17 protein-coding genes are annotated in these 17,141 nt (G+C 67.1%); 8 read left to right on the forward strand and 9 right to left on the reverse strand.

The window, feature by feature from the left end:
- Window positions 1-11: 11 nt before the first annotated feature.
- From ndk to proB, 6 genes are all read left to right on the forward strand, one after another.
- A complete protein-coding gene (ndk, locus tag A5651_RS05405) occupies window positions 12-422 on the forward strand; it encodes a nucleoside-diphosphate kinase (RefSeq protein WP_066976408.1) in 411 nt (136 codons plus the stop codon).
- A gap of 297 nt (window positions 423-719) precedes the next feature.
- Entirely contained in the window at window positions 720-3,413 is a 2,694-nt protein-coding gene (locus tag A5651_RS05410; protein WP_066976414.1) for an Rne/Rng family ribonuclease, read from the forward strand.
- A 173-nt stretch (window positions 3,414-3,586) separates the two neighbouring features.
- Entirely contained in the window at window positions 3,587-3,898 is a 312-nt protein-coding gene (rplU, locus tag A5651_RS05415; RefSeq protein ID WP_066976417.1) for a 50S ribosomal protein L21, read from the forward strand.
- 12 nt (window positions 3,899-3,910) lie between these two features.
- Entirely contained in the window at window positions 3,911-4,177 is a 267-nt protein-coding gene (rpmA, locus tag A5651_RS05420) for a 50S ribosomal protein L27 (RefSeq protein WP_066976419.1), read from the forward strand.
- An 83-nt stretch (window positions 4,178-4,260) separates the two neighbouring features.
- Window positions 4,261-5,700: a GTPase ObgE gene (obgE, locus tag A5651_RS05425; RefSeq protein ID WP_066976524.1), complete on the forward strand. Its 1,440-nt coding sequence runs from the start codon at window positions 4,261-4,263 to the stop codon at window positions 5,698-5,700.
- Window positions 5,697-6,812: a glutamate 5-kinase gene (gene proB / locus A5651_RS05430; protein WP_066976422.1), complete on the forward strand. Its 1,116-nt coding sequence runs from the start codon at window positions 5,697-5,699 to the stop codon at window positions 6,810-6,812. Before obgE ends, proB begins: the two co-directional genes overlap by 4 nt.
- A 7-nt stretch (window positions 6,813-6,819) precedes the next feature.
- On the opposite strand, the gene A5651_RS05435 is transcribed toward proB, so the two are convergent.
- From A5651_RS05435 to A5651_RS05455, 5 genes are read right to left on the reverse strand one after another with little or no spacing between them, the layout of a single operon-like run.
- The gene (locus tag A5651_RS05435; RefSeq protein WP_082943601.1) at window positions 6,820-7,440 is read right to left on the reverse strand and encodes a hypothetical protein; all 621 of its coding nucleotides are present in this window, start codon (window positions 7,438-7,440) and stop codon (window positions 6,820-6,822) included.
- Window positions 7,437-8,270: an NAD-dependent protein deacetylase gene (locus tag A5651_RS05440; protein ID WP_066976425.1), complete on the reverse strand. Its 834-nt coding sequence runs from the start codon at window positions 8,268-8,270 to the stop codon at window positions 7,437-7,439. Before A5651_RS05440 ends, A5651_RS05435 begins: the two co-directional genes overlap by 4 nt.
- A 39-nt stretch (window positions 8,271-8,309) precedes the next feature.
- Window positions 8,310-8,789: a hypothetical protein gene (locus A5651_RS05445; RefSeq protein ID WP_066976428.1), complete on the reverse strand. Its 480-nt coding sequence runs from the start codon at window positions 8,787-8,789 to the stop codon at window positions 8,310-8,312.
- Window positions 8,786-11,218 (reverse strand): molybdopterin oxidoreductase family protein, encoded by a 2,433-nt coding sequence (locus tag A5651_RS05450; RefSeq protein ID WP_066976431.1) that lies wholly within the window; start codon window positions 11,216-11,218, stop codon window positions 8,786-8,788. Before A5651_RS05450 ends, A5651_RS05445 begins: the two co-directional genes overlap by 4 nt.
- 37 nt (window positions 11,219-11,255) lie before the next feature.
- The gene (locus tag A5651_RS05455; RefSeq protein ID WP_066976526.1) at window positions 11,256-11,795 is read right to left on the reverse strand and encodes a cysteine hydrolase family protein; all 540 of its coding nucleotides are present in this window, start codon (window positions 11,793-11,795) and stop codon (window positions 11,256-11,258) included.
- A 58-nt stretch (window positions 11,796-11,853) separates the two neighbouring features.
- Between A5651_RS05455 and A5651_RS05460 the strand changes: the two genes are divergently transcribed.
- Both A5651_RS05460 and A5651_RS05465 read left to right on the forward strand, forming a co-directional pair.
- Window positions 11,854-13,908, forward strand: coding sequence for an NAD(+) synthase (locus A5651_RS05460; protein WP_066976434.1), 2,055 nt, complete (start codon window positions 11,854-11,856; stop codon window positions 13,906-13,908).
- Between the two features lie 4 nt (window positions 13,909-13,912).
- Window positions 13,913-14,395 (forward strand): pyridoxamine 5'-phosphate oxidase family protein, encoded by a 483-nt coding sequence (locus tag A5651_RS05465; protein ID WP_066976437.1) that lies wholly within the window; start codon window positions 13,913-13,915, stop codon window positions 14,393-14,395.
- Here the strand turns inward: A5651_RS05465 and A5651_RS05470 are convergent.
- Genes A5651_RS05470 through A5651_RS05485 form a run of 4 tightly spaced genes read right to left on the reverse strand, consistent with a single transcriptional unit; the run spans window position 14,385 to window position 17,088 of the window.
- Window positions 14,385-14,993, reverse strand: coding sequence for an isoprenylcysteine carboxylmethyltransferase family protein (locus A5651_RS05470; RefSeq protein ID WP_066976527.1), 609 nt, complete (start codon window positions 14,991-14,993; stop codon window positions 14,385-14,387). The two genes, A5651_RS05465 and A5651_RS05470, sit on opposite strands and share 11 nt — an antisense overlap.
- A 14-nt stretch (window positions 14,994-15,007) precedes the next feature.
- A complete protein-coding gene (locus A5651_RS05475) occupies window positions 15,008-15,337 on the reverse strand; it encodes a helix-turn-helix transcriptional regulator (RefSeq protein ID WP_066976440.1) in 330 nt (109 codons plus the stop codon).
- Window positions 15,338-15,391: 54 nt separating this feature from the next.
- Window positions 15,392-16,216 carry an enoyl-CoA hydratase/isomerase family protein gene (locus tag A5651_RS05480; RefSeq protein ID WP_066976531.1) on the reverse strand — a complete coding sequence of 275 codons (825 nt, stop codon included), beginning with the start codon at window positions 16,214-16,216 and terminating at the stop codon, window positions 15,392-15,394.
- 11 nt (window positions 16,217-16,227) lie between these two features.
- Complete coding sequence (locus A5651_RS05485) at window positions 16,228-17,088, reverse strand: ribokinase (RefSeq protein WP_066976443.1); 861 nt, start codon at window positions 17,086-17,088, stop codon at window positions 16,228-16,230.
- Between the last annotated feature and the right edge of the window lie 53 nt (window positions 17,089-17,141).

The following is a 17,141-nucleotide window of genomic DNA, read 5'->3' on the forward strand; positions in this document are numbered from 1 at the left end:
CGCTGTCGGCCGTGACTGAGCGGACCCTGGTGTTGATCAAACCCGACGGCGTCAAACGGCGTCTGATCGGCGAGGTGGTCAGCCGTATCGAGCGCAAGGGCCTGTCGATCGCCGCCCTGGAGATGCGCGACGTCGAGGACGACTTGGCCCGCAAGCATTACGCCGAGCACGACGGCAAGCCGTTCTTCGACTCGCTGCTGGAATTCATTACCTCTGGGCCGGTGGTCGCGGCCATCGTGGAGGGTCCGCGCGCGATCATGGCCTTCCGTCAGCTCGCCGGCGCCACCGACCCGGTCGAGAAGGCAGCGACCGGTTCCATCCGCGGTGACCTGGCCCTTGTCACCCAGGAGAACCTCGTGCACGGCTCGGATTCACCCGAATCGGCCGCCCGCGAAATCGAACTCTGGTTCCCCGGCCGATAGCCGAGTACTCCAGCCTGGTCCGTCGGCGACCCCCCGTATGGGATACTGGCTGCGGGTAGACGGCTGTACACCAGGGCCGGATGCCCGAATGAAGACTTAGACGAGCGCGACCACCGCTCACCCGCGGTGCGGCGCCGACCGTCCCAGCCATCATTCAGCCAGGCACCGGGCGTGTTCAGAAGCGGACAGCTCGGAGCGAGACCACAACAAGCCCGGGGAGCAACCGGCCCGGGCCAATAGCGGAAGCCCTCGCGTGGCCGCGTCGACACGACGCGCCCGGGGGCTTGAGGAGAATACGTGGCCGACGATGCATCCACAGAAAACAAATCAGAAGAGACTCAGGAGCCCCAGGCCCAGCCCGACGGGCTGACGGTCGCGGCGCAGGAGGCCGACGGGCCCTCGGATCCGAGCCAGGAGTCGAGCGAGGACCAACCCGCCGACGGTGTCGACGGCAGCGAACCCGAAGCTCGGCTGATCATCGAGACCACCGAGACGGTCGTCGAACGCGCCGAGTACATGCCGCTGTTCGTGGCGCCGCAGCCCGTCGAGTTCGAACCCGACGATGTCGACGAGGACGAGGACGAGGACGACGACGACGGCGGTCCGGACCGCGACGACCAGGCCGAGCGTCCCAACCGGCGCCGCCGGCGGGGTCGCCGTGGCCGCGGCCGCGGCCGTGGTGAGCAGAGCGGCGACGAGATGGGTGAGGATTCCGACGACAGCTCCTCCGGCCAGTCCGACGACTCCGACGACTCCGACGACGACGGCGGCGACGACGAATCGGGTAGTGGCGACACGGCCACCAGGCGCCGCCGTCGGCGTCGCCGGCGCAAGTCCGGGGCCGGCGACGACAACGATGTCTCACCCGACGATCCGCCCAACACCGTCGTCCATGAACGAGCCGGGCGTCGGCCGGACAAGGCGGATACAGGTTCAGACAAGGACAACGGCGAGATCCAGGGCATCTCGGGGTCGACGCGGCTGGAAGCCAAGCGCCAGCGCCGCCGTGACGGCCGCGACGCCGGCCGGCGCCGGCCGCCCATCCTGAGCGAGGCCGAGTTCCTGGCCCGCCGCGAGGCCGTCGAACGCGTGATGGTGGTGCGCGACAAAGTGCGCACCGAGCCGCCGCACGAGGGCGCCCGCTACACGCAGATCGCTGTGCTCGAGGACGGCGTCGTCGTCGAACACTTTGTCACCTCGGCTGCGTCTGCTTCGTTGGTCGGCAACATCTACCTGGGCATCGTGCAGAACGTGCTGCCCTCGATGGAGGCGGCGTTCGTCGATATCGGCCGCGGCCGCAATGGCGTGCTCTACGCCGGCGAAGTGAACTGGGAGGCAGCGGGCCTCGGCGGCGCCAACCGCAAGATCGAGCAGGCCCTCAAACCCGGCGACTACGTCGTCGTTCAGGTCAGCAAGGATCCGGTGGGGCACAAGGGCGCCCGGCTGACCACGCAGGTGTCTCTGGCCGGCCGCTACCTGGTCTACGTTCCCGGCGCATCGTCCACCGGCATCAGCCGCAAGCTGCCCGACACCGAGCGTCAGCGGCTCAAAGAGATTCTGCGCGAAGTGGTTCCGTCTGACGCCGGCGTGATCATTCGCACCGCCTCAGAGGGCGTCAAGGAAGACGACATCCGCTCCGACGTCAGCCGGCTTCAGGAACGGTGGGCCAAGATCGAGGCGAAGGCGGCCGAAACCAAGAAAAAGGCCGCCGGCGCAGCGGTGGCGTTGTACGAAGAGCCTGATGTACTGGTCAAGGTCATCCGCGACCTCTTCAACGAGGACTTCTCCGGGCTGATCGTGTCCGGCGACGAGGCATGGTCCACGATCAATGACTACGTCAATTCCGTTGCGCCCGACCTTGTTCCGCGTCTGACGAAGTACCAGCCCGCCAGCAGTGACGGACCCGACGTCTTCGCGGTCCACCGCATCGACGAGCAGCTGGCCAAGGCGATGGACCGCAAGGTCTGGCTGCCCTCGGGCGGCACGCTGGTCATCGACCGCACGGAGGCGATGACCGTTGTCGACGTCAACACCGGCAAGTTCACCGGCTCCGGCGGCAACCTCGAGCAGACCGTCACCCGCAACAACTTGGAAGCCGCCGAGGAAATCGTGCGGCAGCTGCGCTTGCGGGACATCGGCGGCATCGTCGTCATCGACTTCATCGACATGGTGCTCGAATCCAACCGTGATCTGGTGCTGCGCAGGCTCACCGAGGCGCTGGCCCGCGACCGCACCCGTCATCAGGTGTCCGAGGTGACGTCGCTTGGTCTGGTCCAGCTGACGCGTAAGCGTCTCGGCACCGGCCTGGTCGAGGCGTTCTCCACACCGTGCCCGCACTGCTCGGGCCGGGGCATTCTGCTGCACGCCGACCCTGTCGATTCGGCACCGGCCAGCGGTCGTAAATCTGAGTCGCGGCGCGGCAAGCGTGGCAAGAAGAGTGGCCGCACCGAGGACGTCGCCGTCGCGAAAGTGCCTGCCCACCCCGCCGGCGAGCATCCGATGTTCAAGGCGATGGCCGCCGCCAACGGCAAGCACGACGATGACTCTTCCGACGACGAGTCCGGTGACGAGGCCAAGAAGGCCGAGGAAGTCGCCGAGTCCGACACCGAGACCATCAAGAAGGCAGTCGACGAATCGGCCGACACCGGACTCGAGGACGACGACCTCGACGAGGACTACGACGACTCGGAGGACGACTCGGATGACGACTCGGAGGACGACTCGGAGGACGACTCCGATGACGACTCGGATGAGGACGAGATCGACCTGGACGAGGATGACGAGGAAGACGGCCTCGACGACGACATCGAGGTCATCGACTCCGACGATGACTCAGACGATGACTCGGACGACGACTCGGACGATGACTCGGACGAGGACGACGACGAGGATGACGACGACGACGAGGACGACGTTCCGGCGGCCCGTCCCGTAGGCCGGCATCGCCGCCGGGCCGCCGCAAGGCCGGCAGGACCGCCCAGCCACGACTGACCGACTGCCGTGACCTGCGGTGATTTGACCCTGCCGCCGCGTTTCACGTACCCTTGACCAGTTGTCTTTCGGCCGATGCCGAGGACAGTGGACCCACCGCGGCTCCGCACCCCAGACCCGCTCGCGCACTCACGGGTAGCGCGACGCCCCGAGAAGCATGGAGCACGAAACGTATGGCGACTTATGCAATCGTCAAGACCGGCGGCAAGCAGTACAAGGTTGCCGTCGGTGACGTGGTCAAGGTCGAGAAGCTCGACGGCGAGCCAGGGGCCAAGGTCTCGCTGCCCGTCGCTCTCGTCGTTGACGGGGCCAACGTCACCAGCGACGCCAAGGCCTTGGCGAAGGTCGCCGTCACCGGCGAGGTGCTCGAGCACACCAAGGGCCCGAAGATCCGCATCCACAAGTTCAAGAACAAGACCGGCTACCACAAGCGCCAGGGTCACCGTCAGCAGCTGACGGTCCTCAAGGTCACCGACATCAAGTAGGGGAGCGAACAGATGGCACACAAGAAGGGCGCTTCCAGCTCGCGCAACGGTCGTGACTCCGCCGCCCAGCGGCTCGGCGTCAAGCGGTTCGGCGGCCAGGTCGTCAAGGCCGGTGAGATCATCGTCCGCCAGCGCGGCACCCACTTCCACCCCGGCGTGAACGTCGGCCGCGGAGGCGATGACACGTTGTTCGCCAAGGCCGCCGGCGCCGTTCAGTTCGGCGTCAAGCGTGGCCGCAAGACGGTCAGCATTGTGGAGCCGGCGGCCTCGGAGGCCTAGCCCCGCGTCGACATCGACGTTTTGGCGCGAGGCACTCGCACTTTTGCGCCCAAATGTCCGCTTCGGCGAGGGAGGTGATCGCGATGCCCCGGTTCGTCGACCGCGTCGTGATTCACGTGAGAGCGGGCAACGGCGGCAACGGCTGCGCTTCGGTCCATCGCGAGAAGTTCAAACCGCTCGGCGGACCCGACGGCGGCAACGGCGGGCGCGGCGGCAGCGTCGTGCTGGTGGTCGACCCGCAGGTGCACACCCTGCTCGACTTCCACTTCCGGCCCCACATCGTCGCGCCGTCGGGCAAGCAGGGCGCGGGCGGCAACCGTGACGGCGCCGCGGGTGCAGACCTCGAGGTCAAGGTGCCTGATGGCACCGTCGTCCTCGACGAGAAGGGCAAACTGCTAGCCGACCTGGTCGGCGCGGGCACCCGCTTCGAGGCCGCCGCGGGCGGCCGGGGCGGACTCGGAAACGCCGCGCTGGCCTCGCGGGCCCGCAAGGCCCCCGGGTTCGCGCTGCTCGGCGAGAAGGGCCAAGCCCGCGACCTCACCCTCGAGCTCAAGACCGTCGCCGACGTCGGCCTGATCGGCTTCCCGTCGGCGGGCAAGTCGTCGCTGGTGTCGGCGATCTCGGCGGCCAAACCCAAGATCGCCGACTATCCGTTCACCACCCTGGCGCCCAACCTCGGCGTCGTCTCGGCAGGCGAGCAGACCTTCACCGTCGCCGACGTGCCCGGGCTGATCCCCGGCGCGTCCGAGGGCCGCGGCCTCGGTCTGGATTTCCTGCGTCACATCGAGCGGTGCGCGGTGCTGGTGCACGTGATCGACTGCGCGACGCTGGAACCCGGCCGCGACCCGATCTCCGATATCGACGCGCTGGAGGCTGAGCTCGCTGCGTATACGCCTACGCTGCAAGGTGATTCGGCACTGGGTGATCTGGCCGAGCGGCCACGGGCCGTGGTGCTCAACAAGATCGACGTCCCCGACGCCCGCGAGCTGGCCGACTTCGTCCGCGACGAGGTCGAACGGCGCTACGGGTGGCCGGTGTTCGAAGTGTCGACCGTCAGCCGGGAAGGGTTGCGGCCGTTGACATTCGCGCTGTGGGATCTGGTGTCGCGCTACCGTGCCGCGCAGCCCGAGATCGTGCCGCGGCGCCCGGTGATCCGCCCGATACCGGCCAACGATAGCGGCTTCAGCGTGGACTCCGACGGTGAAGGCGGATTCGTGGTCCACGGTGTGCGGCCCGAACGGTGGGTTGCTCAAACCGATTTCACCAACGACGAGGCTGTCGGCTACCTCGGCGACCGGTTGGCCCGCCTGGGCGTCGAGGACGAGTTGTTGCGGCTGGGCGCCACCCCCGGTTGCGCGGTCACCATCGGCGACATGACCTTCGATTGGGAGCCGCAGACGCCCGCGGGTGTCGACGTGCCGATGTCGGGCCGCGGCACCGATGCGCGGCTGGAACAGACCGAGCGCGTCGGCGCCGACGAGCGCAAACGCGCCCGCAAGCAACGCCGGGAGCCGCAGCCGTGAGCGTGCATCGCGACGCGGTCCGAACCGCGCGCAGCGTCGTCGTCAAGATCGGCACCACCGCGCTGACGACGCCGTCCGGCGTGTTCGACGCCGGACGCCTGGCCACCCTCGCCGACGCGATCGAGGCTCGGATGAAGGCCGGATCGGACGTCGTGATCGTGTCCTCCGGCGCCATTGCGGCCGGCATGGAGCCGCTGCGGCTGACCAAGCGGCCCGCTGACCTGGCGACCAAACAGGCCGCGGCCAGCGTCGGGCAGGTCGCGCTCATCAATTCGTGGAACACCGCCTTCGCGCGGTACCAGCGTCCCGTAGGGCAGGTGCTGCTGACCGCGCACGACATCTCAATGCGGGTACAGCACACCAACGCCCAGCGCACGCTCGACCGGCTGCGCGCCCTGCGCGCGGTCGCGATCGTCAACGAGAACGACACCGTGGCCACCAACGAGATCCGGTTCGGTGACAACGACCGGCTCTCTGCGCTGGTCGCTCACCTCGTAGGCGCCGACGCCCTCATTCTGCTGTCGGATATCGACGGTCTCTACGACGGCGATCCGCGCAAGGCTTCCAAAGATGTTCCTGCGCGGTTCATTCCGGAGGTCGCGGGCCCGACGGACCTCGACGGCGTCATCGCCGGCCGGGGCAGCCACCTCGGCACTGGCGGGATGGCGTCGAAGCTGTCCGCGGCGCTGCTGGCCTCCGACGCAGGGGTGCCGGTGTTGCTGGCCGCGGCCTCCGACGCCGCGACCGCGCTGACCGAAGCATCGGTCGGCACGGTTTTCGCGCCCCGACCCGAACGCATGTCCGCGCGGCGGTTCTGGGTGCGTTACGCCGCGGAATCTGCGGGCGCGCTGATCCTGGACGACGGGGCGGTGCGCGCGGTGGTCAAACACCGCCGCTCGCTATTGCCCGCGGGCATTACGGCGGTATCGGGACGCTTCCACGGCGGAGACGTTGTCGAACTGCGCGGCCCTGACGAGACGATGGTCGCCCGCGGCGTGGTCGCCTACGACGCTGCCGAGCTCGCGACGATGCTCGGCCGGTCGACGTCGGAACTGCCCGCCGAGATGCGCCGACCCGCAGTGCACGCAGACGATCTCGTCGCGGTTTTCTAGCGAAAACTCACGAAGTCAGCTTGGCGATCGCCGATTTGATGCGGTCGGCGCGGTGCGTGGCCGCTACCACCGGGTCGTCGTGGGCGGGTTGTACGTCGACGCCGTGGGCACGGGCCGTCTCTTGCAGGCATCGGCGCACCGCAGGATCGGTCAGCACGAGCGTGGCGAGCACACCGGGTGAGAGCTCCTTGCGCCGCAGCACCCCGCGATAGTGCACCTCCGCGGGAATGCGGACATCCAACGGACCGTCCTCGAGCTGCCGTCGGGCCACCGCCACCAGCGCCGTCAACACCGCCGCTCCGACGGCCTCGATCAATAGCCCGCGTCCCGGGAACCGTGGCAGCGGAAGCTTGCCCACCTGTTTGTCGATCGCGTCGGACAGCAGATAGCCGACCAGGTTGCGGCTGCGGATCTCGGTCACCACAGACCAGTCGACATCGTCACCATCGAACTCGACCGACTGCGCGCTGAAAGCGACGCCACCGAAATGGTTGAGCAGGCGCACAATACGGCCCACCGGCTCAGGTGCCTTGACCACATCGGCCACCACGTCGCCCACGCTCAGCGACCAACGCTCCTCGGTAGGACAGGTTTTCGGCCGCAACCGGTTCAGCAGCGGTGCGCTCACGCCGATATCTCCATCGGCAGTTCATCGGCCAGCAGCGCAAGCATGGGGGAGCAGCCCGCATCGACCTTGACCGTCGCCAGCACGTCGCCTCGGGTGCGGCCGCGGTTGATGATCGCAACCGGGATTCCGAGCGCAGCGGCGTGGCGTACGAAGCGGAACCCGGAGAACACGGTCAGCGACGAGCCCGCCACCAGTAGCGCATCGGCGGCGTCGACAATCGAGAAAGCCTGCGACACGCGCTCTTTGGGCACACTCTCACCGAAATAGACGATGTTGGGTTTCAACATGCCGCCACACCGGACGCAGTCGACGATCCTGAACGACGATGTGTCACCGATTACGGCGTCGGCGTCCGGCGCGACCGCGATGCCGCCAACCGCCTCGGCGCGGTCGACGAAACCCGGGTTGGCGGCTTCGAGCATGTCGGCCAGCGCGGCGCGGGCCATGGTGTGCCCGCAGTCCAGGCAGATGACCTCGGCGTAGGTGCCGTGCAGGTTGACGACGGCACGGCTGCCGGCCTTGCTATGCAACAGGTCGACGTTCTGTGTGATGACACCGGAGACGACGCCGGCCTGCTCGAGCGCGGCCACCGCGCGGTGCCCCGCGTTGGGCAGCGTATCGGCCATGTGCCGCCAGCCCACATGGTTGCGGGCCCAGTACCGCTGGCGGAACACCGCGTCGGACATGAACTGCTGGATCGTCATCGGATTGCTCGGGGGTGAGTCCGGTCCGCGATAGTCCGGAATCCCCGAGTCGGTCGACATGCCCGCACCGGTGAGCACCGCGACCCGACGTCCCCGCAACAGGGCGACGAGTTCGGGCGCTTCCACCCCATCGAGAGTAGGCGATCAGGTCCTGCGGGCAGACGTCTAATTCGCCAACGCTTGCGGCGAGAGTTCCTTGAGCATCGCGTTCGCCCAGCGCATCTGCCGCAGCGCCTGCGGGTGACACTGCTCGCAGAGCTCCAGCAGCTCGGTGTCCTTGACGCCTTGAGCGCCCTGGGCGAGCAGTTCCCAGTCCAGCGATACCCCCGCCGCTAGTCGGTGCAGTCGCCGCAGGTCGGCCAGCAGCAGGACCCCGGTCTCCGGCCGCCGGCCCAGACGGTCGCTGATCCACGCCTGAGCCGACTCGGTAACGGCCGCGATGCGTGGGTCGCTGCGCAGCCGTACGCCGTACCGTTCGCCGGCCTGCGCGATCAGCGCGACGTGTTCGCGTGACCACTTGCCGAGATCGAGAGCAACGTGATAGATCCCGTGGTCGTTGTGGTGGCGAGATGCGATCCCGTCGAGACTGCGGGCCAGCCGCACCTCGGAGCGGTGCAGCTCACGCAGGGCCAGACCGAGCTTCATCGTCCTTGCACCGTTTCGACCGCCTCGGCCGCCCGTCCGCCGGTGGTGCGGGGGACATGCCCGTCGACCGGCGCCGAACCCGCAGTCGTTGGCGCGGGAGCCGACGAGATACCGCTTGCTACCCGCTGCACCGTAGCGGCGGCGGTCTTGAAAATCGGTTGCTTGGACGCCGGGTCCCAATCGGTCAGAGTCAGTTCGTTGGCGGCGCGGTGATGACCGTCGGGATCGTCCCAGTAGCCGTAGTGGAACGGCACGAAGACCACGCCGTCGCGGATCCCGCTGACCCGGCACGCCGCCACCACTGAACCGCGCGGTGTGGCGACTTCGACCATGTCGCCCTCGGCGATGCGCAGCCGCTTGGCGTCAGCGGCCGACACCTCCACCCATGGCTCGGGTGCGGCGTCACGCAGCTGCGGTGCGCGGCCAGTCTTGGTGCGGGTATGGAACTGATACAGCGTGCGGCCGGTGACGAGCACCAGAGGATAATCCTGACTCGGCTTTTCATGCGGCGGCAGGTACTCGGCGGCCTTGAGGATGGCCTTGCCGTCGGGGTTCAACGCGCGATATTCGGTGGGCTCCAGCGGCGCTCCGGTGACGAGGTCGCGGCCGTATGACTCGCAGTACTCCGGCGCCGCCCAAAACGTGCCGTCGGTGTAAAGACGTTCGGTGCCGTCGAGATGCTCGTCGTTGCACGGCCATTGAACGCCGCCGGACCCGCGCAGCTTCGCATAGCTCAACCCCGTGTAGTCGCACGGCCGTCCCGCGCTGCACTGCTTCCAGGCCTCGAACGCCGACTCCGGATCGTTCCACGCCGGCAGCGGCGTGCCGTCCTGGTCGCGGAAGTCCATGCGCCGCGCGAAGTCGAGAAAGATGTCGAGGTCGGCGCGGGCCTGGCCGGGCGGGTCGACGGCCTTTTCCGAAAGGTGCACTGTCCGGTCGGCGTTGGTGAACGTGCCGGTTTTCTCGGCCCACCCCGCAGCGGGCAGCACCACGTCGGCAAGTGCCGTCGTCTCGGTGTGAAACATATCCTGTACCACCAGGAAAAGCCGCTTCTGGGCCAGCACACTGCGGATGCGGGAGAGCTCGGGCAGCGACACGGCGGGATTGGTCGCGCTCACCCAGAGCATCCGGATCGTGCCCTGCTCGGCGTACCGGAACATCTGCATCGCATGGGTCGGCGGCGCGTAATGCGGGATCTGATGCGTCGGAAGATTCCACAGCTTCGAAAGCTCCGTGACATGAGAATCGTTGGACCAGTTGCGAAATCCAGCCAGATCACCGTCGGCCCCGCACTCGCGGGTGTTCTCGGCGGTGGGCTGACCGTTCATCTGCAGCAGACCGCAACCGGGCTTGCCCAGCATCCCGCGCACGATGTGAATGTTGTTGACTTGCACGGCAGCTGCCGTCGCTTGGTTGGATTGATAGAAGCCCTGCAGCACCGTGGACAGCAGCGCGGTCGCGGTGCCGATCAGCCGGGCGGCCTCACGGATGTCGTCGGCGGGGATCCGGCAGATCTCAGCGACCCGCTCGGGCGGGAACTCGTCCACCCGCTTGGCGAGCTCGTCGTAGCCCACGGCGTGGGCAGACACGTAGTCGTGATCCACCCAGTCGTTGCGGACGATCTCATGCAACAGCCCGTTCATGAGTGCCACATTGGTGCCGGGCAACGGCGCCAGATGCACGGTGGCGTGATGGGCGACCGGTGTCTCGCGCGGATCGACGCACACCAGCGCGGGCGGATCGGGGCCGGCCAACCGGTCCAGTATCCGCATCCACAGCACTGTTTGAGTTTCGGCGACATTGTGGCCGTACATCGCGATGACGTCGGCGTGGTCGACGTCGGTGTACGAGCCGGGCTGGCCGTCGCAGCCGAACGACTCCTTAAGCGCCGCAGCGGCGGTCGCCGTACACAGCCGGGTGTTGCCGTCGACGTGGTTGGTGCCGATCGCGCCGTGGGCGATCACGCCCAGCGTGTAGTACTCCTCGCAGAAGAGTTGGCCGGACGTGTAGAAGCCGATGGCGCTCGGCCCGCGCTGCTCGAGCAGCTGCTTGGTGTGGCGCACAATCACATCCATCGCGGTGTCCCAGTCGGTTTCCACCAGCCTGCCGTCGACACGGATCAGCGGTGTGGTCAGCCGGTCGGTCGCGTGATTGGCCTGCCACCCGTAGAGGTCCTTGGCGTCGAGCCTGCCGTGGTTGACGCGGTCGTGTGCGCGTCCACGAACCCCCACTATGCGTCCGTCTTTGACCGCGATGTCCAATCCGTCGCCGTTGGAATGCAGTACCGACGCCGACTGGACCCACTGGTCGACATCCTCTTCGCCGATGTCGCCGTCGAGATACATGTCCTCTCGCGTCGGCCACTGCTGTCCACGGCCATACGGTGTTCGCCCGCCCCAGGGCTCGGCGATCCGATTCCGCGTCGTCACCTCCGCTGCCTACCCGATGGCGGGGTGGTCCAACCTGTCAATCCAGGCACTTCGAGGCGGAGATGATGTCGGCATCCATGTTGAGTTTCATCATCGTCAGCGCGGCGTCGCGCAGTTCGGGATCGATGTGCGCGACGGCGTCCGGCGGGATGACGACGGGGAAGTGGCGAACGTAGGCGTCCAGCGCCGTGTACAGGATGCACTGCTCGGTCACCTGCCCGGTGAGGATGACGCGCTTGGGCTCGAGCTGGTTCAGCAGGTAGGCCAGCGACGTCGCATAGAAGGCGCTGTGACGCACCTTGGTCATCCTGCGGCTGCCCTCGGGCGGCACGATCGGTTTGATGAGGTCGGGTCGATCACCGTCCAGCGCCGAGTCGACGAGGTCGCTGAACTGCGCGCTGAAATCCCCGTAGTTGTCGTTGACGTAGATTAACTCGACATCGTCCCTGCTCGCGGCTTTCTTGATCAGCGCGGCCAGCGGTTCGACGATCTCCTCGACGTGCGGACTCAGCTTCTCCGCGTCGGGATGGGTATAGGTGTTGAGCATGTCGATGACCAGTACGGCGGTGTCAGTCACGAACTGTTGGTACCCCGTCACCGGATGTTGACACTCGACGGACGAGAATTGGAGCGTGATGGACTTCTACTCCGCCTATGGTCAGGGATTCGTTCGGGTGGCCGCTTGCACGCTGCACACCGCCATCGCTGAGCCCGCTACCAACGCAGATTCGGTGTTGGAGGTGGCCCGCCAGTGCCACGACGACGCGGTCGGGCTGGCAGTGTTCCCGGAGTTGACGCTGTCGGGCTACTCCATCGAGGACATCCTGTTGCAGGACGCGCTGCTCGACGCCGTCGAACAAGCGGTGCTCGACGTTGTGAAGGCATCGGCCGACCTGCTGCCGGTGTTGGTGATCGGCGCGCCGCTGCGCCAACAACACCGGATCTACAACACCGCTGTCGTCATTCACCGGGGGCAAATCCTCGGCGTTGTGCCGAAGTCGTATCTGCCGACCTATCGCGAGTTCTACGAACGCCGTCAGATGGCGGCGGGTGACGACGTGCGCGGCGTCATCCGCATCGGCCGGGGTGATGCCGCCGCCGAGGTCCCATTCGGATCCGATCTGTTGTTCGCCGCGACCGATCTGTCCGGGTTCGTTCTGCACGTCGAGATCTGCGAAGACATGTTCGTGCCGATACCGCCGAGTTCGGAAGCGGCGCTGGCCGGGGCCACCGTGTTGGCGAACCTGTCGGGCAGCCCGATCACGATCGGCCGCGCCGAGGACCGCTGTCTGCTGGCCCGGTCGGCGTCGTCGCGCTGCCTTGCGGCGTATGTGTATGCCGCTGCGGGAGAGGGGGAGTCGACCACCGATCTGGCGTGGGACGGCCAGACGATGATCTACGAGAACGGCGTGCAGCTGGCCATGTCGGAGCGCTTTCCGAAGGGTCCGCGGCGGTCGATCGCCGATGTGGATCTGGAGCTGCTGCGCGCCGAACGGATGCGGATGGGCACCTTCGACGACAACGCCACCCATCACGGGCTCGATGCAGATGCATTCCGCCGCATCGAGTTTCAACTCGATCCCCCCGACGGCGATATCGGTCTGTGCCGCGAGGTGGAGCGCTTCCCCTTCGTCCCGTCAGATCCCACACGGCTGGAACAGGACTGCTACGAGGCCTACAACATCCAGGTCGCCGGCCTCGAGCAACGGCTGCGTGCGCTGGACTACCCGAAGATCGTCATCGGTGTCTCCGGCGGCCTCGACTCGACGCACGCGCTGATCGTCGCCGCGCGCGCAATGGACCGAGAAGAGCGGCCGCGCAGTGACATTCTTGCGTTCACCCTCCCGGGCTTCGCCACCGGCGACCGCACCAAGAGCAACGCCGTCCGGCTCGCCGAGGCGCTCGGTGTGACGTTCGAAGAGATCGACATCACGGCGAGCGCGGAGTTGATGCTGCGCGAAATGGGTCACCCGTTTTCCCGTGGCGAGAAGGTTTACGACGTCACCTTCGAAAACGTGCAAGCGGGCCTGCGCACCGATTATCTGTTCCGGATCGCCAATCAGCGCGGCGGAATCGTGCTCGGCACGGGCGACCTGTCGGAGCTCGCGCTCGGTTGGTCGACCTACGGCGTAGGCGACCAGATGTCGCACTACAACGTCAACGGCGGTGTGCCGAAGACGTTGATACAGCACCTGATCCGCTGGGTGGTGTCATCGGAACAATTCGACGATCACGTCAACGAGGTGCTGACGTCGGTGCTGGACACCGAGATCAGCCCGGAGCTGGTGCCCCAAGGCGAGGACGAAGAGATCCAGAGCAGCGAGCAGAAGGTCGGACCCTATGCGCTGCAGGATTTCTCGCTGTTCCAGATGTTGCGGTTCGGCTTCCGCCCCTCCCGGGTGGCATTTTTGGCCTGGCATGCCTGGTGTGATCCACAGCGCGGCGACTGGCCCCCTGGCTTCCCCGAAGACAAGCGGCCGTCGTACTCGCTGAAAGAGATCCGGCAGTGGCTGCTGGTGTTCGTGCAGCGGTATTACTCATTCGCGCAATTCAAGAGATCCGCGGTACCCAATGGTCCCAAGGTGTCCCACGGTGGGTCGCTGTCGCCGCGCGGTGACTGGCGGGCTCCCTCGGACATGTCGGCCAAGACCTGGCTCGACGAGATCGAACGGGAGATCCCCGAAGGATAGTCGCATGGATGCACAGGAATTGGCTCGAGAGCTCAGCCATCCGGGAGCCCAGGAGTTGCTCGATCGAACGGCGGCCCACCTGGCCTACAACGGACCCGACGGGTTCCCACGGGTGATCCCGGTCGGATTTCTCTGGAACGGGCAGTGCATCGTCGTCTGCACCGCGACGACATCGCCGAAGGTCGCCGCGCTGGCGGCCAGGCCGAACGTCGCGGTGGCGATTGACAGCGGGGATTCACCCGGCGGGGCGAAGTCGCTTCTGGTGCGTGGCGTCGCGTCGGTGGAGATTGTCGACGGCGTCGCCGAGGAGTACATCGCGATGTCGAGGAAATCCATGGAGCCCGATCAACAGGCCGAGTTCGAACGCGAAGTCCGCAGGGTCTACCCGCAGATGGCTCGCATCTCGGTCCAGCCGCGATGGGGGCGCTTCTTCGACTACGGGGCCGGCCGGCTGCCGTCTTTTCTCGACAAGATCATCAACGGCTGAGCCGGCCGACGGCCGGGACGAAGCGTCCGACGCTCGCCGCGTAGTCGCGGTAGGCCTCGCCGTGTCTGGTTGCGAGATAGGGCTCTTCGACGACACGCACCTGGACCTCGATCGTGGCCACCAGAAGCGCGAAGCCGACGAGCGCGACCGCGTTGGGTGTCACCAACGCGATGCCGAGCCCGAAGACCAACATCGCAGTGAAGATCGGGTTGCGCACCATCCCGAAAACGCCATGGCGGACAAGCGTTGTGGTCTCTGACGGGTCGACGCCGATGCGCCAGGACTCGCCCATGTCGATCTGTGCGTACACCGTCGCGGCGATGCCGACGACCGCTAATGCGATGCCGGTCAGCTGGATCCACGTCTCCTGGAGTAACCCGAGCGGCGACACCACACCGCCCCATTGCAGAACCGGAGCGAAGAACGCCGCGACCATGGCCACGACGAAGCCGACACCGGCGAACCATTCTGCCGATCCCACGCGGCCGCTGATACCGCGAAACCCCGTCGATCCGGTGCGGCGGTATTGGAGCCAACTGCGCCAACAGAATCCGAGCAGGGCGAAGACGGCGAAGAGGGTCACCGCGACAGCGGGCACGACCGGACCTTCCTCTAACAGCAGGCGTCGGCTTCGGCGGCGGGGCAGCACGCCGGGTCGACGGTCAGAACGAGACCGATCAGATCGTCGAGTGCACGGCCGATCCGTTCGTCAGTCAACCGGTAACGACTGCGCCTGCCCTCGGCTTCGGCGATGACCAGCCCGCAACCCCGTAGACAGGCGAGGTGGTTGGACAGGATCTGCCTGCTGACCCCGATCGCTTCGGCGAGCTCGGACGGATAACCGTACCCGTCGCGCAATCTCAACAAGATCTCCGCGCGGGTGGGGTCGGACAGCGCGCATCCGAACCGCGATAGCGCATCGCTGTGGATGACTCTCGGCATGAGCCAAACAGTACAGCAGGTTCTGTATTCAGAGAAGGCTGAACTGCGATGAACTCAGATGCGGCCGTCCACCCGCAGGTCGGGGTGCACCCAGTTCGGTGACCGGCGTTCCTTGAAGGCGCGGAAACCTTCGATGGCCTCTTCGCCGCTGTAGCTCGCCTGCATGTTGATGCGGTCAAACAGGCCCATGTAGTTGTCCAGGCTGGCCTTCACGACCCGTCGTGCCGCCGGCGCCGTCCGGCAGCATTGGGCGAGCACGTCGCGAGCGGTGTCCATCAGTTGGTCGTGCGGAACCACCCGCGAGACCATGCCCCACTCCTCGGCCTCGGCTGCGCTGAGGGTGCGGCCGGTCAGCATCAGGTCGCGGGTGCGCACGGGCCCGATGAGCCGGGCCAGCATCTGGCTGAAGTACGTGTCGGCGATGCCGCGGAACAGTTCGGGCACGCGGAACGTCGCGCGGTCACTGACGACGGCCATGTCGCTGCACAGCGCGATCTGCAGGCCGCCGCCCTGACACAGCCCGTTGACCGCGGACACCACGGGCTTGGTCGACTGGCGCAATTTCTCGAACGGTGTGACGTCCATGCCGAGCGCGGCGCCGAACGTCAGCCAGTTGTCGTCGCCGCCGCCGCCGAGATCGCCGCCAGGGGCAAAGACGTCGCCGGTACCCGTGATCAGCAGGCCGGCGAGATTCGGGTCCGCCTCGACATGGCCGACGGCGTACTTGATGCCGAAATACATCGCCGGGGTCATCGCATTGCGCGCCTCGGGCCGGTCCAGCGTGCACACCGCGAACGGGCCCTCGCGCCGGAACGACAGGAAGCGTGTGCCCAGCCAATCGCCGTCGGGTGGGCGCGGACCGGTTTCGGGTGTCGACATGGCCATTACGCCTACCGGGTGGCGACTGCGGCGTCAATCTGCTCGGCAGACGGCGCGCAGTCACCCGCGCCGGCCACCGTGGTGGCCAGCGCACCGGCGGTACAGGCGCGTCGCAAGGCCTCCTCGTGTCCGGCCAACCACTCGGCGGCAAGCACGCCTGCGAACACGTCGCCTGCGCCGGTGGTATCCACGGCACGGACGGTGGGTGCGGGGACGTCGAACCTTTCGTCCTGACCGAGGTAACTCGCCCCGCGTCCGCCCCGCGTGATCACCAGATGCGTTACCGGCCAATGCCATTCGCGGGCCTCGGCCTCGTTGACGACGACGACGTCGGCCAGCTGGGCCAGCGCGATGAGGTCATGAGGTTTGGCCCCAGCGGGCGAGGCGTTGACGACGACCACCGAGCCCGCCGCGCGTGCCACCCGTGCGGCATCGACAGCGGTCGGCACGGGAATCTCCAACTGCAAGAGCAGCACGTCGCTGTCGGAGATGACGGCCTCGGCTTTACTCGACGCGACGGTCAGCCGCGCGTTGGCGCCGGGCGCGACGACGATGGTGTTCTCGCCCGCGGAGTCGACCGCGATCACTGCGGTCCCGCTGGGCCCGGGCACCTCGACGACGCCGTCGAGGCCGACGCCGTTGGCCTGCAGATGGGCGCGCAGCTGGTCGCCCGCCGCATCGTCACCGAGGGCGGCGACCAGCTGGACGCCTGCTCCTGCCCGCGCTGCCGCGACCGCCTGATTGCCGCCCTTGCCGCCGGGCAGCGGCCGCACCGACGACGCCATGACCGTCTCACCGGGGCGCGGCAGCGAATCGACGGAGAAGACGTGGTCCATGTTGACGCTGCCCACCACGCATACCTGCGCTGCCATATTGGTAGAAGTTAGACCAGCGCGGCGGCGAGCGCGGTATTCACGTTCGATAC

This window comes from Mycobacterium sp. 1274761.0 (assembly GCF_001668615.1).
Classification (GTDB): domain Bacteria; phylum Actinomycetota; class Actinomycetes; order Mycobacteriales; family Mycobacteriaceae; genus Mycobacterium.